General features: G+C 32.7%; 14 protein-coding genes. 3 read left to right on the top strand and 11 right to left on the bottom strand.

Translation table 11 applies throughout. The features are described from left to right. Positions 1 to 155: 155 nt before the first annotated feature. Positions 156 to 2,654: a PIG-L family deacetylase gene (locus tag ACWGOQ_RS18290; RefSeq protein ID WP_452057799.1), complete on the bottom strand. Its 2,499-nt coding sequence runs from the start codon at positions 2,652 to 2,654 to the stop codon at positions 156 to 158. A 538-nt stretch (positions 2,655 to 3,192) separates the two neighbouring features. After that, positions 3,193 to 3,402 carry a helix-turn-helix domain-containing protein gene (locus ACWGOQ_RS18295; protein ID WP_452057798.1) on the bottom strand — a complete coding sequence of 70 codons (210 nt, stop codon included), beginning with the start codon at positions 3,400 to 3,402 and terminating at the stop codon, positions 3,193 to 3,195. A 113-nt stretch (positions 3,403 to 3,515) separates the two neighbouring features. On the opposite strand from ACWGOQ_RS18295, the gene ACWGOQ_RS18300 reads away from it, so the two are divergent. Continuing rightward, positions 3,516 to 3,875: a hypothetical protein gene (locus ACWGOQ_RS18300; protein ID WP_452057797.1), complete on the top strand. Its 360-nt coding sequence runs from the start codon at positions 3,516 to 3,518 to the stop codon at positions 3,873 to 3,875. Positions 3,876 to 3,963: 88 nt separating this feature from the next. On the opposite strand, the gene ACWGOQ_RS18305 is transcribed toward ACWGOQ_RS18300, so the two are convergent. Next, complete coding sequence (locus tag ACWGOQ_RS18305; protein ID WP_452057796.1) at positions 3,964 to 6,135, bottom strand: endonuclease MutS2; 2,172 nt, start codon at positions 6,133 to 6,135, stop codon at positions 3,964 to 3,966. Positions 6,136 to 6,279: 144 nt separating this feature from the next. Between ACWGOQ_RS18305 and ACWGOQ_RS18310 the strand changes: the two genes are divergently transcribed. Beyond that, on the top strand, positions 6,280 to 6,945 hold the full coding sequence (locus ACWGOQ_RS18310; protein WP_452057795.1) for a uracil-DNA glycosylase: 666 nt from the start codon (positions 6,280 to 6,282) through the stop codon (positions 6,943 to 6,945). A gap of 9 nt (positions 6,946 to 6,954) precedes the next feature. On the opposite strand, the gene ACWGOQ_RS18315 is transcribed toward ACWGOQ_RS18310, so the two are convergent. The 8 genes from ACWGOQ_RS18315 to ACWGOQ_RS18350 form a co-directional block, all read right to left on the bottom strand. Then, on the bottom strand, positions 6,955 to 7,125 hold the full coding sequence (locus tag ACWGOQ_RS18315; protein ID WP_452057794.1) for a hypothetical protein: 171 nt from the start codon (positions 7,123 to 7,125) through the stop codon (positions 6,955 to 6,957). Positions 7,126 to 7,805: 680 nt separating this feature from the next. Beyond that, entirely contained in the window at positions 7,806 to 8,402 is a 597-nt protein-coding gene (locus ACWGOQ_RS18320; protein ID WP_452057793.1) for a hypothetical protein, read from the bottom strand. Positions 8,403 to 8,456: 54 nt separating this feature from the next. Continuing rightward, positions 8,457 to 9,308 (bottom strand): substrate-binding domain-containing protein, encoded by an 852-nt coding sequence (locus ACWGOQ_RS18325; protein WP_452057792.1) that lies wholly within the window; start codon positions 9,306 to 9,308, stop codon positions 8,457 to 8,459. 281 nt (positions 9,309 to 9,589) lie between these two features. Continuing rightward, entirely contained in the window at positions 9,590 to 11,668 is a 2,079-nt protein-coding gene (ppk1, locus tag ACWGOQ_RS18330) for a polyphosphate kinase 1 (RefSeq protein ID WP_452057791.1), read from the bottom strand. A 50-nt stretch (positions 11,669 to 11,718) separates the two neighbouring features. After that, positions 11,719 to 12,597: a nucleoside phosphorylase gene (locus ACWGOQ_RS18335; RefSeq protein ID WP_452057790.1), complete on the bottom strand. Its 879-nt coding sequence runs from the start codon at positions 12,595 to 12,597 to the stop codon at positions 11,719 to 11,721. Between the two features lies 1 nt (position 12,598). Next, positions 12,599 to 13,540, bottom strand: coding sequence for a DUF1835 domain-containing protein (locus tag ACWGOQ_RS18340; protein ID WP_452057789.1), 942 nt, complete (start codon positions 13,538 to 13,540; stop codon positions 12,599 to 12,601). 35 nt (positions 13,541 to 13,575) lie between these two features. Then, on the bottom strand, positions 13,576 to 13,905 hold the full coding sequence (locus tag ACWGOQ_RS18345) for a translation initiation factor (RefSeq protein WP_452057788.1): 330 nt from the start codon (positions 13,903 to 13,905) through the stop codon (positions 13,576 to 13,578). A 10-nt stretch (positions 13,906 to 13,915) separates the two neighbouring features. Then, complete coding sequence (locus ACWGOQ_RS18350; RefSeq protein WP_452057787.1) at positions 13,916 to 14,866, bottom strand: isopenicillin N synthase family dioxygenase; 951 nt, start codon at positions 14,864 to 14,866, stop codon at positions 13,916 to 13,918. A 292-nt stretch (positions 14,867 to 15,158) separates the two neighbouring features. On the opposite strand from ACWGOQ_RS18350, the gene ACWGOQ_RS18355 reads away from it, so the two are divergent. Continuing rightward, complete coding sequence (locus tag ACWGOQ_RS18355) at positions 15,159 to 17,156, top strand: alpha-ketoacid dehydrogenase subunit alpha/beta (RefSeq protein WP_452057786.1); 1,998 nt, start codon at positions 15,159 to 15,161, stop codon at positions 17,154 to 17,156. The last annotated feature ends 201 nt before the right edge of the window (positions 17,157 to 17,357 follow it).

The raw sequence follows: 17,357 nt of genomic DNA on the forward strand, positions 1-17,357 counted from the left end.
AATTAGTATAAGAGGATATTCAGTAAATAAAACTTTATGAAAAAGTCTTTGTAATCCAATAAAAAAAGAGCAAATAGAATACATTGACAACTAGTATAATCGTATAAAGTTTTTGCCATACTATCTTGATATTTGAAATTTTCATCGTGGTTTTTTTATTTTCCTAAAGATAACATATTTGCAAATAATCGGTACGCTCCCGAAACTCCGGCGGGAAATTCTCTGAAAAAGCTTAAGCCAGTATATATATAGTATCCTTTTCCATATTTAGCAATCAATAATGCTCCTTTTTTTTCAGATTCTCCCTTATCGTGTAACGATAGGATAGGAACATATTCTTTAGACCACTCGTTAGGAAAGTATAATCCTCGCTCTTGTACCCAACCTTCAAAATCTTTAGTTGTAATCTGATTTGGGGTATTTAGTACCGGATGATCGTTCGCAAGAAGCTTAACAGGTGCATTTTCATCGGTAACACGATCTCTGGATAATTTTAGAGGATAAGGTCCAAGGTTGTTTTCTACTTTTAGCCTTCTATTGGTATTGTATTGAATAACTAGATTTCCACCGTTCTTTACATAATCCAGTAGGTTTTTTTGTTTAAATTTTAAAGCTTCTACAGTATTATAAGCACGTATACCAACTACGATTGCATCAAAAGGCTGCAAGGTGTTTTTAGAAATTGTTTCTGGATTAATAATAGTAACCTGATAGCCAATTTGTTGTAAACTTTCTGGTACCACATCTCCTGCACCTTGTATGTACCCGATGTTTTGGCCTTTCTTTTCAACGTTTAATCGAACGATTTTAGTTTTTGATGGGAGTACTACGGTCTGGTAAGGAATATGATCGTAGTTCATCGTGATTACTTCATCTTTATAAGTCTTTCCATTACTTTTGATTTTAGGAGAAATATATCCTTCATTTTGAGCTTTGGGTGCAGTAAGGGTAAAAACAACTGTTTTTTCTTCACCTTTTTCAGCTATACTAAAATCAATACTTTGAGGAGATAGCTGCCATCCTTCTGGATGATTTAAGGAAACAGTCCCTGTTACATTAGGTTCTCCAGCTTTAAGACTGACAGGAATTTGCTTTGAAAGGTAATTTGCATAAATAATAACTTTATCTTTTATGCTGGCCGATATCGCAGGAATTATTTCAAAAGGTTTATATACTTCACCTTTTACAGGATCATTGGTCTTATAAACGATATCTTTATAATATGGAATCACTACTCCGTTGATCTCGATACTAAAAATTGCTTTGGTTTGATGTTTGGTTTCTGGGGTACCTATCAGTTTTTGGTCTGTTACATTATACATACCAAGAGTCCCTTTGTTATTTAGCCAATAGGCTGTGGTGTACTTAGTTTCTGAAGCTATTTTTCCTATTAATTCATAATCCTTTCTGTCATTTTGTTTCAGGATAATTTCAGGGTTTTCAGACACCGCAATTGCTTCAATTTCAATTGATCTCAAACGAACAGGAACGTTACTTCTATTAATGGCTTCTATTTTGATCGTTACGTCGCTGTCTTGTGTGCTAAAAGCATCCGTAGCAGCGGCTTCTAGATAAAGGCCGGTAGCCGCTGCTATGATATCTTTAATCTCTCTAGATTTAATAGTTTTCCAGTGTGTGTTTTCAAGTTTTTGTATTAATTCATACGCTTTAACTAATTGGATAACTGAGGCGGATGGGTTTTTAAAGTCAAAGTTTTTTTCTACTTCAGACAGGATATCACCAATAGCTTTTCCTCCTTTAATACGATTCCAAGAAGTATCTATACCATCAAACATGTTAGTTTTATCTCTAGGTAATTCTCCTTTTATTAATTCTATATATTCTGTCTGAGTTCCTCTCGTTCCCGTACTCCCAAAACCTTGTGACTTATGCTGACTGCGGCTTAAGGAAGCAATTTCTGTATTGGAAAGCCCTAAACCAGGATAAAATACACCTGTATCAAACTCTAAAAACTTAGATTTATCTGCTTTTTCAAAATTTTCCCTGCTTCCATAAAACCACCAAGAAGTATTAAAAAATAATCTTTTGGGTTGCCAAGTATCTACATATTTTAACTGTTCGGGATAAATATTTTCGTCAGCTACCATATCAAAAGCTTCTACGCTCAACATTGCAGAAGAGGTATGATGTCCGTGTGTGCTACCTGGAGTTCTATGATTAAATCGGTTAATAATAACATCCGGTTGAAACTTTCTTATTGCCCACACAACATCACTCAACACTTCTTTTTTATCCCAGATAGCTAAGGTTTCATCAGGATGTTTAGAATATCCAAAATCATTAGCTCGTGTAAACATCTGCTCCCCACCATCGGTATGTCGAGCCGCTAACAGTTCCTGCGTTCTTATTACTCCAAGAAGTTCTCTTATTTCAGGACCGATTAAATTTTGACCGCCATCACCTCGTGTAAGAGATAAATAGGCTGTTCTTGCCTTGACCTCATTAGACATATATGAAATAAGTCTTGTGTTTTCATCATCAGGATGTGCAGCAACATAAAGAACAGAACCCAAAAAGTTAAGTTTCTTAATAGCTTCGTGAATTTCAACAGAATTTGGTTTTTTAGGCTGCTGTCCTTCTATAACCTGTATGAGCAGCATACTAAAAGTTATTACAACAAGTAGTTTTCGCATAATATAAGATTGATCCTAGTTTTGAGTGTTGTGTCAAATATAAAAAGATAAAATTCTGGGTATTTAGGTTTAAGGATACTTTAACAGGACTATGTAGGTCTGTAGATTAATCCAATTAACACGCCCAAAAGAACAGTAATAGCAATTGTTGGTCCGGGATTAAAAGTTACTAAATGAATGACCAAACTATAAATTCTAATAATATACTTGCGATAAAACGACGACTATTTTCTTTTTTTCTTATAAATGTAGATCGTTGGTGTGAAGCCTGTGCATAATAAGTCTTGCTCCAACAATGATAGTGTGTACTTACTTCGGTTTCTGACACCGAATAGAAAACCCTATGTATTCGATGATCGGGATATGTAACCAGATAAGCCATAATTGATACCATATAGATAGTCATATAAAGGTAAATCTTCGTACAAATTATATATTATTGACTTCAGGAATAGCACTCTTTTATTAATTTTCTTCCCGCTGCTTATCTTATTTTGTGTATTGAAAATCAAAAAAACAGTACGGAATTAAGACGTCTTTATTTCTTTTTAAGGTCTACAATATCGGTGATATCTACTTCCATATATTTCGCGATTTTTTGCAGCCGTTCAAAATCTTTTGCTAGATTTTTTTTCTTCACTACATAGTCTCCAGCTTGTGGACTAATGCCTAATGCCTTTGAAATTCCGTAAACAGTTTTAGCTCCTTTACTTTTTTTAAGTAGTTTTTTTAATTTCTTGTTAACCATTGGTTAATGTTGTTGTTACAGAATAAATATACAAATAAATTTTTAATAAAAAAATATTTGATTATTAAAATATAATTTGTATATTGGAATCATACAAATCAAAACCACTAAAAATGAAATTCTTATTAGCAATTGCAATGTTTTGCGTAACATTAGGGAATGCAAACTCTTTGGCAACAAATCCAGTAAACGAGAAGGAAAAGAAGAAAAAAGAAAAAGCCAAAGAGCTTGTGAAAAGCAGTTTGGCTTCAAAAAACTTTCATTCCATAAAGAAGTGGAAAATGACCGTAGAGTATATAAATGGGGATGTTATTTCTAAAACGATAAAGATTGATGATGTGATATCTTCTAGTGCCATGGAGCTGGCTTTTATAGAAGCAGAAAAACATATAAAAACCTTAAAGAAAGTTAAGACCTATACGGTGTCTCCTATATCAGGTAATTCTTTTGTCTTACTAGCAGGAGGGAAGTAATAATCACTTGAACTTTACCTACGATAAAAAGGCCACTAATCTGTAAACTAGTGGCCTTTTGCTATGCTGTTTTCTTTCTGAAAAATTCTTATTTTTTCCGTTCAACAAACTCCAGCTGATCTGTGGCGACATTGGTGGTAAAAATTCCGTAGTTAACCACTGCTTTTCCTTTTTCTATGGTGTCGATGGTTCCAATTGACTTTCCGTCGATCATGCGTACTCTATCACCAATTTTAAGAGCAATCTTCGGTTTGGCTTTTTCAATTTTTTCTTCTTTTTTCTTTAGTTCTTTTTTCTTTTCCCTAATTACCTCTACTTTTTTTTCTACTTCTTTAACTATTTTTTCTTCCTTTGCTTTTTTAATCTTTCTCTGTTTGACGGTTTGTTTTGTCCTCTTAGAATTTTCTACCTGAACAATCTTCATGAATTCGTCTATAAGATCTCTTTTCTTTTTATTATGGAAGTATTTTTCACTTATTTCGTTTAATTTCTGACCTAAGTATATCATTCGTTGGTTACTATCATACAACTCTTGATAGCTTTCTAATTTTGATTGTAATCGTTGATTGATCTTATCTAATCGTTCTTTTTCTTCTTCTGTTTTTTGTTCTTTTGTCTTTAGTGCAGAAGTAGTTTTTTGAAGTTTTGATCTCTCTTTTTGTAGGTTGGCGATACTTTTATCAAAACGGATTTTTCCTCGTTCTACTTTTTTCTTTGCTTTATTGATTAAACTGTAAGGGATACCATTTTTTTGAGCTACCTCGAAAGTAAAAGAGCTTCCTGCCTCTCCCAGATATAGTTTAAACAAAGGCTCTAAGCTTTTGGCATCAAATAACATGTTAGCATTGGTCATATTTGGCAATTCATTGGCCAATATTTTTAGATTAGCATAATGTGTAGTAATTATACCAAAAGATTCTCGTTCATAAAAAACCTCCAAAAAGGCTTCAGCCAAAGCACCCCCCAATTCTGGATCACTACCAGTACCAAATTCGTCAATAAGAAATAGCGTTTTATTGTTACATTTCCGAAGAAAGTAATTCATATTCTTTAATCGATAGCTGTAAGTACTTAAATGATTTTCTATGGATTGATTATCCCCAATATCAGTAAGTATGGTATTGAATAAACACATCCTGCTATATTCGTGTACAGGAATTAGCATGCCACTTTGCAGCATAATTTGTAGCAACCCTACTGTTTTTAGTGTAATACTTTTTCCTCCGGCATTGGGGCCAGATATCACAATGATTCGATTGCTTTTATCTAAAGAAATTGTCTGTGGATAGGTTTTTGCTCCTTTTTCCTGATTATTGAGATAGAGTAATGGGTGGTATGCATCCTTTATAGTTAGCTCTCGATCTTCTGTTATTTTAGGAAGCACGCCGTTTAGTTGATTAGCGTATTTTGTTTTTGCAGCTATAATGTCAATATCACTTAGGTATTCCTGATACTGTTCTAATAATCCTGAGAAAGGTCTTATTTTATTGGTAAGGTCTTTAAGTATTTTTACAATCTCTTCTCGCTCATCATATTTTAAATTGCTAAGCGTTCTGCTATACTGTAATGTTGCTTCCGGTTCAATATATACAATACTACCAGTTTTAGAATTTCCCATGATCGAGCCTTTAACTTTACGGCGATACATAGATTTAACTGCAAGCACTCTTCTATTATCAACAACACTTTCTTTAATATCATCAAGATAGCCAAGACTATTGTATCTAGTCAAATCCCTACCGAAACTACCGTTAAGTTTTCCTTGTACCTCATTAATGTCTTTTCTTAACACTCTAAGAGTGGGAGAGGCATGGTCCTTAATTTCGCCAAACCTGTCAACAACTGATTCAATTAAATTGATAATCTCTTTAGTAAATGGAACTTCAGATGAAGATTGGTATAGAATGGGGTATAGTTCTTTGAATTTTTTTAAAAAGGCGAGTAATTCATTTGCAGTATGGCTTATCGATACTATCTTTTTAAAATTAGGGGTCTCTAAGAACGTATTTTCTATTGCTAGTAATTGTAATTCTTTATCAATAGTATCAAATCCATGATTTGGTATCTTACTATCATTTAAATAAGAAGATTTATATTCAAATACATGTTGTAGTGCAATATGCAAAGCTTCTTTTGTAGCTAATGGAATAATCTCTAACGCCTTTTTTTTACCGTATTCAGTATTACATAAATCAGAAATATGGTCAAGTATGATGTTAAATTCTAGATCTTTTAAGGTTTTTTCGGAAATACGGATCATGTGTTGTCCTAATCTTTTAGAAGGGTTGTTTTTGTGTTAATTTCTTTATGATAAAACTGAGCCTTCGTTTTAATTTTTGTTTTTTTTTGTTTTAATTTTACAATAAAGCAAATGTAAACAATTGCATATTTTTTTGATACTAACATGAATGTAAATATTGATAATAGCTGGAAAGAACAGCTTACAGATGAGTTTGAAAAACCATATTTTACAAAATTAGTTGATTTCGTAAAAACTGAATATCTGACTCACACTTGTTTTCCAAAAGGGTCAGATATTTTTGCTGCTTTTGATTCTTGTAGTTTTGATAATGTAAAAGTAGTCATAATAGGTCAAGATCCGTATCATGGTATCGGACAGGCTAATGGGTTATGTTTTTCTGTAAATAATGGAATTCCAATACCACCATCATTGATCAATATTTTTAAGGAAATAGCATCTGATGTTGATATTCCTCTTCCATCAAATGGCAATCTAGAACGTTGGGCGAAACAAGGAGTACTATTGCTGAATGCTACATTAACCGTAAGAGCTCATCAAGCAGGATCTCATCAAGGAAAAGGTTGGGAAAAATTTACGGATGCGGTTATTCAATCCATTTCGGATCATAAAAATGATGTGGTTTTCTTGTTGTGGGGAGGTTTTGCCAAGAAGAAAGGTGCTAGAATTGACAGTAAAAAGCATTACGTCCTGAACAGCGGTCATCCTTCACCATTAAGTGCAAATAGGGGATACTGGTTTGGAAACAAGCATTTTAGTAAAGCGAATGAGTATCTAAAAAAAACAAATCAGTTGCCTATACGGTGGTAAACAATTTATTTATGCTGCCTTTGGGATACTTGTTGTCTTAGACTTATCTAGCTTGGTATGGGTAGTAGACCTTACCTCTTTTGACTTTTTCTTATTGGTATCCACGGATTGGATACTAAATTTTAAAAGAATAAAATTGAATGCAATGAGCCCTCCAAGAATTAGTAGAAACGTTACCATATTTTATTTGTTAGTTAATTATTGGATGTTCGTACCTAAAAAAGGTTGCGTACACTTTCATAATTAGTTTGTTGGGGTAGGCAGTGCAAATGTACAAAAATATTTAAACCTTTTCTTATGAAAAGCCCTTAAGATATATGATTTAATTATATATTAAATATCCTTATGTTTTAATTAATGTTCCTTTAAAAAACTATTAAAAAAAAGAACATTTGCTATGTATAACCTATATTAAATAAGGTCTATATAATCAAATACCCTACTTTTATGATTATTTCCAATTAATAAATTAAGGTACTCTAGTAGATCCAAACTATTTTTATTCAAAAAATTATAGGTAGTTTCTACCACAAAATCAATAAAACAACTCAAGATGATGTACGTATAGGTCATTTTTTTAAGTATTCCTTTTTTGAAATAAGAATCATAAACTTGGGTTTAATAAACCTTCTGTTATATTAAATATGTGTATTTCCTAATTTTAAATGTTTTTCATTATACCTTTTCCTCCGGATTGAAGAAATAGAATTATATAGTTTTTATCACCTTCTGCTATATAACACTGCGTATACTATTAAACAATAGATGCAGAATTTAGATGTTTAAGGTTTTATTGATTCTAACCATGACAGTATCTTCTATAACGTAACGGTAAGCTATTTTAAACTAAAAGGTATTATTTAAAATCGGTACCCTAAATATAAGTTAGGTCTTAATACGATTTCAGGGGCTTTATTATTGAATAAATTACGTCCAATTCCGAATCCTAAATCGATAAAAAAGCCATTTCTTGTAACGAATTTTCCTCCCACTGAAAACCCCAGAGCAAAGTCTGTATATTCTTCTTCCACATCTCCTGAACTAACAAAATTTCCTTGATCATCATAAACCACGACATAATTATCGTGCTCTCCGGAAGACAGCATCCCGAACGCTTCTACATAAAATCCTCTGGCAACCCTGTTACCAAAAAAATATTTAAACCTTGTGGTAAAGGCTATTTCTTTATCAAACACACCATCTGTATCTATAAGATCATAATCGTCATCCTCCTCTCTTTCCTCAACTAACCTGTAGAAAAAATCAAAGCCCAAACTGCTATTATCATTTAGAATTCTTTCATAACCAAGATCTAATGCTCCAAACGCTACAATATTAAAAGGGTTGATACTTAGTTCATTTTTACTCGTATCTCTATGCGGTATATCTGATTGATCTTGAGCAGATGAAATATGATATGAGAATAAAATAATGAAGGCAATTATTGTCTGTTTCATAATAATTAAGTTGTTTTCGCTTTTAAAAAGATGTAACAAATTGGAAAAGGTTGCTTATATCTCAAAAATTAAATCTTTAGGATCAACTACCTTATCAATTATATCTAAACTAACTAATTGATTTTGAATTTCGTGTAGGGTTTTGGTTGCTATTAGGGATTGACTCCATTCGGTGAGCTTAAGCCACTGTTTAATGTCCTCTAGTTTCTGCTCGTATCTAGTTGCAAGCGTTTTGTCGATACTTGGAATGCTTTTGAAGCCTGATGTAGTGGTGTTTATGGTATCTAAAATACTTTTTATTTGATCCTTTTTTGTATTCAAAACTTCTTCCCTGACAGCGATCACAAAACATGGCCAGGGAGTAGGGCAGTCTGCTACTCTTCGAAATATTTTGTTATCAACCATTGGTTTTGTGGTAAAATGCTCCCACATGAAATAGTCAGCATTACCTTCTGTTAAAGCTTTAATCGCCCCATCAAGGTTTTTAATTACTTCAAATTGTAAAGAAGAAATGTTCCATCCATTATTTTTTGCATTGATATACGCCATTAAATGTGATCCGGATCCGTATCTGCTAATTGCTGCTCTAGTGTTTTCCAGCTCATTAAGAGTTTTAAAGGTAGCGTTGTGCCCCACGTGTATACCCCATATTAAAGGTGATTGAATATAGGTCTGCACAATTCGAGAAGGGTTACCAGCAATGATATCTTTTACGATTCCTTCTGTAAGAATAATGGCCATATCTATATCCTTATTTCTTAAAGCTTCACACATTGCACCTGTTCCTCCGGGAAAATCTGTCCACTCTAACTGTATATTATTTTGTAAGTAGGCTCCTTCTTCAATAGTTACATGCCAGGGTAAATTAAAGTGTTCCGGAACACCACCGATTTTTAGAGTATGCATAGTTTTAATATTTGAAGTTTGTTAGATTGTGTATTTTATCGATTATATTTGTTTTTTATCGTTAATTTAAAAATAATATCAGTATATTTGAAATATAAATCTGATAATTACGACGATATTTGAAGTAATTAGAACCAAATAAAACAATATTTGCTATGAAAAAGAATTTTTTAAGAGATAAAAGTATTCAAGTCAAGGTGGCTAAATTAAAAAGCAATACGTTAGAAAATGGAATTGTTGTTTTCATCGCCTTACTATTAGCTACTAATTTTTTAATAAGTTTAAAGATTTTGTTTGGATAATACATTTTCTGAAGAATTTTGTTTCTTCAGAAATTCTCTTATTTGATGTTGAGATTGTATGGACGGATTATCGTCCATTTTCTTTTTATAATTATTGGCTTCTTTTTCGTCTTGAATTCTTGCCTTTACATTATCGCTTAATTGTATTTCTAGAATGTGTTTTAATTCAGTTTTACAATCCTTGTCTAAAATAGGCGATAATACTTCTATACGTTTGTCTAAGTTACGTGTCATCCAATCCGCACTGCCTATATACATTTTATCGTTTCCATTATTATGGAAAAGATAAATTCTACCATGTTCTAAAAATCTATCTACGACACTCGTTATTCTAATATTCTCACTAAATCCAGATAACCCAGGAATTAAACAAGTAAACCCTCTTACTAGTAATTCGATTTTTACACCAGCATTACTTGCCTCATAAAGTTTCTGTATTATTTTTTTGTCTTCTAAACTATTTAATTTTGCCTTAATTCCAGAAGGATTACCTTTTTTTGCATTAGCTATTTCAATATCGATAAGTTTTTCAAAAGTTGATCGGGTGGTGTAAGGAGAAACTAATAAGCACTTGGGTTTAGTCAAAATCATTTTTCCTGACAATACTTCAAAAACCTCGGATAATTCTTTAGTAATTAAAGGGTTTGTAGTAAATAGACCGTGATCACAATAAATTTTTGCTGTTTTATCGTTAAAGTTACCAGTACCGATGTAGCTGTATAGTTTATCTTTTTCCTCTTCATTTCGTTTTACAAGCAATATTTTAGAGTGAACTTTAATTTTAGGATAACTATAAAAAACAGAAGCTCCTTTCTCTTCAAAAATCTTTCCCCATTTTAAATTATTCTCCTCATCAAAACGGGCTTTTGCTTCAACAAAAACAGTAACTTTTTTACCATTTTCTAAAGCTGTCAACAGTGAATTAGTGAGTTGAGACTCTTTGGCTACCCGATACAACGAGATTTTTATTTCGGTAGTAGCAGGATCAGTTGCCGCTTTATTAATAAAGTCTTGAACATAATCAAATGACATATAAGGAAAGTGAACCAATTGATCTTTTTGGGATATTGTTTTGAAATAACTTTCACTTCGATCAAAAGCCCTGTGCCTCACTTCGGTTAGTTTTGTATAATGTAAGGATGGATTATCAGTTGGATCCGGGAAATCAAAAAAATCACTAAAGTTATGATATGTTCCACCAGATATCATGTCTATTTTCCCTAAATCAAAAAGTTTACGCACTTTTGTCTTAAGTAGTTTGGGCATAGAGGCATCAAAGAGCAAACGAGTTGGTTGACCATAATCTCTCTGAGATAAGGATTCTTTTATTTTTTCTGCCAAGACACCTTCAAATTCATCATCTATATATAATTCTGCATCGCGTGATAGTTTTATTTGAAAACAGTCTTTAATAGTATTATTTTCAAAAACTTGGTTGAGATTAGGTTTCATAACATCTTCCAAAAAAGTAATAAAGTGATTTCCGTTTAATGAAGGAAAACAAATAAACCTATCTAAAGAATCTGATGGGATATTAACTATGCCATATACATCACGTTCCTGAAAAGTTACTAGTAAATAAAGGTTGTTGTTCTCTAAAAAGATTTCATTAGCTTTGTCTAAAGTAACCAATGTAGCTTCGACAAGTGGAAGTATTTTAGAGATAAAATATTGCGTAGCAAATTGATGTTGATTGAGATCAAACTGTTTATGGTCGATTAAATAAATCTGGTGTTTAGTGAGCTCAGGAACAAGCTGATTAAAAAAGATATCTCCAAACTTCTCTTGTAGAACTTTAACCCGCTTAAGTATTTCTTTTACCTGTTTACTCGGTTTATAAGCAAGTTTTTTACGTAAATTTTTATCTATTTTTTTTATTTGACGTAACCTTGACACTCTTACACTAAAGTATTCATCTAGATTAGAGGAAAAGATGGCCAAAAACTTTAGACGTTCATATAGTGGATTAGATTTGTCCGCCGCTTCTTGCAAAACTCTTTCATTAAAACTTAACCAATTTAAATCTCGATTTTGGTAAGGGTATTCTTTTAGATCCATATTTAAAGTTAAATTATCTATAATTTATTAGTTTTAATTTTAGGTTAAATCTAACTTTTATAACTAACAATCCTATCCAGAGAATATTTGATAAGTTCATTAACCGCCTTTTTGGGATCACTGCTGAACTGTTGAGTTGCTCTATTGGCGATCATTGCATTCATGGAAACTGCACGATGACCGAGTAGCTTTGCCATTCCATAGATACCTGAGGTTTCCATTTCAAGATTGGTTATCTTTTTATCAGCGTAACGAAAAGATGCTATTTTATCATTCAATTTCGCGTCTGAAGTAGGTAATCTTAATATACGTCCTTGCGGACCATAAAAACCAACATTTGTAATTGTAAAACCTTTGGTAGTACGATCGCTTTGCATATGTCTTCCTAGTTTCTTATCAAAAGACACTACATAAGGTGTTGATTTATCTTTATCCCAATTTAAATGTTTCATTAGTGGTTCTGAAATCTGAGGAAACTGAATGTCTTTACTATCATAAAAATGGAGCAGGCTATCAAATCCTATGGCAAGTTCTGAAACTATGAAACTATTTATGGGTATTTCTGGTTGTATCGCTCCCGAAGTACCAATACGAACAATATGAAGCGAGGTATGATTTTTTTTGACTTCTCTAGTTTCGAAATCAATGTTTGCCAATGCATCTAATTCATTAAAAACAATATCTATGTTGTCTGTACCAATACCTGTGGACAATACTGTGATTCGTTTTCCTTTATAAGTACCTGTTTGGGTATGAAATTCTCTTTTATTTATTTTGAATTCTACGGTATCAAAATATTTGGTAACGTGATTAACCCGATCTGGGTCACCGACTACGATGACTGTATTTGCCAAATGTTTTGGTTTTAGATTTAAATGATAAATACTACCATCATGGTTTAGAATTAATTCAGATTCTGCTATAGGCATACTATAATTTTAGTAGATTGTGTGTTTCATCATTATATAAGTAATCATACTTTTTTACCCCTCCATAATACCAATCCAACATTTGTGTATTATAAAAATTCTTTTTTTGTTGTAAAGCTAATATTCCTCTTTCTGATAATAGAAGCTGGTCTTTAGTTTGATCAAAAAATTGGAAAAGCCTTGCCAATACTCGTTTCATTTGCATATCTCCATACCCATAAAATCCCTGGTATTCAAGTGCGTATCCCATTAGTTGTTTTATGTTTTTAATCTGATATGTATTTACCATTTCCAAAATATTGTGCTCTAATGTGTTAAGACCAGTTAGCATATTGGGAAACCTTTGTAAATGCGCTCTTAAGCAAATAGATAAATAATCAAAAGATGATTGTTTCTTAATTTGCCCAGATATTTTGCTTGGGTTTGATTCGCAATATATTGTCCAAATATGAGCTGCAAGTTCTAAATCGTTTAGATGTAACAAAACTTTATTTTCAAAATGCTTTTTTAACTGAACATCTGATAGCTCGCATAATCCTAAGTGTTTTTTTGAGTTCTCAACCCGACCACTACAAACGAGATAGATGGGGGTGTCTTTTATTTCTAGTCTTAGCAATAAACTGATAGCAGCAATCATATTGATATGGCAAAAAAGATCATATTCAAACCAAAGTATGATTTCATCATACTTTTTAATTTCGTTGATTACCCTATCTAATTCTGTTACAAACTTTTTCTGATAGTCTGCATGAGAAATTCTGTAATATTTTTTTAGAAAATCTTTGCGTTTCGCTATTGCTTGTTCAGACTCTATCTTTATATCTGTAGGCCCTTCACAAAGCATCTCACGCCAAACCATAAAGTCTCCATCAACAAGCTTTAGTTCTTTTAGGCGATCAGTTAAACTGTCACCATTAGAAATATGTAAAGTTGTATCCCCCAATTAGTTATTTTTTTTGATAAATTATATGGCAGTGATTATCCACCAACTCTTTTTACTCTAAATCCTTTTTCTTGTAAGATACCCATAATTTTATCACGATAATCCCCTTGAATAATAATACGCTCATCCTTAAAACTACCGCCAACACTTAATTTTGTTTTGATTTCTTTAGCAAGTTTTTTAAAATCCTCGTTGGCACCTGTGTAGCCTTCTAAAATAGTAATTGGTTTCCCCTTTCGTTTCTCATATTTACAAATAATAGGATCATCTTGCATCCAAATGCTATCTGTTTTTTTCTCTTCCTTTTCATCATCAGTATGTTCATGATCAGGAAATAAATTCTTTAATTGATCTTTTAAGTCCATTTTATTGAAACTATTTTTTTATCAATCCAATTTCTACTAATCTTTGATGAAGAAAATCACCAGCTGTAATGTCTTCATATTGTTTTGGATTACTCTCTGTAATACATTCCTCTAGGCAATTTAATTTCATATCACTTCTTGGATGCATAAAGAAAGGAATAGAATATCGCGGTTTACTCCATTCTTCTTTTGGTGGATTTACTACTCGGTGTATTGTAGAACGTAGTTTATTATTAGTATGACGTTCTAACATATCACCCACATTAATCACCAATTCATCTTCTTGGGGAACAGCGTCTATCCATTCGCCATCTTTACGCTGTACCTGTAAACCACCAGAAGAAGCTCCCATTAATAGCGTAATTAAATTAATATCACCGTGAGCTCCTGCACGAACTGCGCCTTTTGGCTCTGTAGTAATAGGAGGATAATGAATAGGGCGTAAAATACTATTACCATTACTGGCCCAATGATCAAAATAATGTTCATCGAGACCAATGTATAACGCCAGGGCTCTTAATACGTATATACCAGTTTTTTCAAGCATTCTATAGGCTTCCATACCGGTATGGTTAAAATCCATTAGCTCTTCTACGATTACATTTGGAGGATATTCTTCAATCAACTTAGCATCCTCTGAAGGTTCCTGTCCAAAATGCCAAAACTCTTTTAAATCCCCTTCTTTCTTTCCTTTTGCATGTTCTTTTCCAAAAGAAATATACCCTCTTTGTCCTCCTAGTCCTTCAATTTCATATTTCTTTTTATCTTCTAGAGGTAAAGCAAAAAAGGCTTTTACTTCTTTATACAGTTCTTCAACTAAATCATCACTTAGAAAATGGTTTTTTAACGCAACGAAACCGATCTCCTCATAAGCTTTTCCTATTTCATCAACGAACTTTTTTTTACGTGACGAATCATCAGATAAAAAATCTGCAAGATCTACACTTGGTATATTATTCATGGTTATTTGATTTTCTATAACTAAAATAGATGTATTTCATTAAAAACACATCATCCGTGATATGTTTTTTTGAAATATTCGTTACTACTGTCAAATTAATTATTTTTTAATGCCTTATGGATAACTAGCGGTAAATTTAATTAATTCGCATAATTGTTCTATCTAAATTAACAACTACTTAATAGTATTATGAAATCTGATGTTTTTTCTGAAATAAAAATAATTACATTTACTTGTCTGTTTTTACTTTATGAAACTATATATTATTTGAATTTATTGAATTTTGGACCATATGGAAGAAGAGAAAGTATTATTTGACTATGATAGAAAAACATATAGTGATGAACTATTAGTTTCATTATATACCTGTATGTTAAAGCCCAGATTGATAGAAGAGAAAATGTTGATCTTACTTCGGCAAGGTAAAATTTCTAAATGGTTTAGTGGTATTGGTCAGGAAGCTATTTCAGTAGGAATTACCAGTGCATTACATAAAGATGAATATGTGTTACCAATGCATCGTAATTTAGGTGTTTTTACGACTAGAGAGGTACCTATGTTTAGGCTTTTTAGTCAATGGCAAGGCAAAGCCAATGGTTTTACTAAAGGACGAGACCGTTCTTTTCATTTTGGTACGCAAGAATATAAAATCATCGGAATGATTTCGCATCTCGGACCACAATTAGGAGTTGCTTGTGGTATCGCTTTGGGAAATCTCTTAAAAAAAAATAATAAAATAACGGCGGTTTTTACAGGAGAAGGAGGTACTAGTGAAGGTGATTTTCACGAAGCACTGAATATTGCTTCGGTTTGGAGTTTACCGATTCTTTTTTGCATTGAGAACAATGGATATGGGTTATCTACACCAACTGATGAACAATATCATTGTAAAAACCTTGCTGATCGTGGAGTAGGATATGGTATGGAATCGTATCACATTGATGGAAATAACATATTGGAAGTTTACGACAAAGTACATAAGCTGGCAACGAGTATACGACAAAACCCCAGACCCGTTTTATTAGAATTTAAAACATTTAGAATGAGAGGCCACGAGGAAGCCAGTGGTACCAAGTATGTTCCTAATGAATTAATGGAGCATTGGGCATCTAAGGATCCCATAGAAAACTATAAAGAATACCTTGTGGAAAACGGAATTCTTTCGGAAGGAGAGGACCTTCAGAAAAAAACTATTTTAAAAGCAGAAATTGAATCACAATGGCAAAGGGCTAACGAAGAAGAAAAAATAGATATTGATCTAGATAGAGAATTGAATGATGTGTATAGTGCATATCAGATTGAACAAATCCGACCACATACGAATACTAAGGAGCTACGATTTGTAGATGCAATTTCTGAAGCTTTAAAAGAAGGAATGCATAAACATCGTGACTTGGTTATTATGGGGCAGGATATTGCAGATTATGGAGGTGTTTTTAAAATCACTGAAGGATTTGTAGCAGCATTTGGAAAGGATCGAGTTCGTAATACACCAATTTGCGAATCTGCTGTAATCTCTGCGGCATATGGATTATCAATAAATAAGATGAAAGCTGTGGTAGAAATGCAGTTTGCTGATTTCGTTTCGTCTGGATTTAATCCTATTGTAAATCTATTAGCTAAATCTTATTATCGTTGGAGTCAGTCGGCAAATGTAGTTGTAAGAATGCCTTGTGGTGGTGGTGTTGGTGCCGGTCCTTTCCATAGTCAGACCAACGAAGCCTGGTTTACAAAAACTCCGGGGTTAAAAGTCGCATACCCAGCTTTTCCTGCGGATGCCAAAGGGTTATTACTGACTTCGATTGAAGATCCGAATCCAATATTGTTTTTTGAACATAAAGCACTGTACCGTAGTATAAGACAAGAAATACCTGAAGGGTATTATACCATACCTTTTGGAAAAGCTGCTTTGTTAAAAGAAGGGAATGGCATAACTATTATCAGTTATGGAGCAGGAGTACATTGGGCTTTGGAAACACTAGAAAAATATTCAGAAATACAAGCAGATGTGATTGATTTAAGAACATTGCAGCCGTTGGATACAGAAACGATTATAGAATCTGTAAAGAAAACTGGCAAAGCGATTATTCTACAAGAAGATTCGATGTTTGGCGGCATAGCATCTGATATTTCTGCATTGATCATGGAAAATTGTTTTCAATATTTGGATGCTCCGGTAAAAAGAGTTGCCAGTTTAGAAACGCCAATTCCTTTTGAACCTAGTTTAGAATCTCAATATTTAGCAAAAAATAGATTCGAACAAGAGTTGACAGATCTTTATACGTATTAATACCTGTTTTTCACTTCGAAAACATTTTTGTTAATAAAAACAAGTAAGAATTTATATATTTGATTTTCAATTATTTGCATTTTTATAATCGATGAATTGATTTTTTTATAGGACAACAGAACATTGCAGGTTTTAGTTAGGGTTAAAATCCCCTTTGATATAAGTTGTGTGTTCTATTGTTTAATCTTAATTTCGCGGCGT

The organism is Aquimarina ulvae (genome assembly GCF_053613295.3).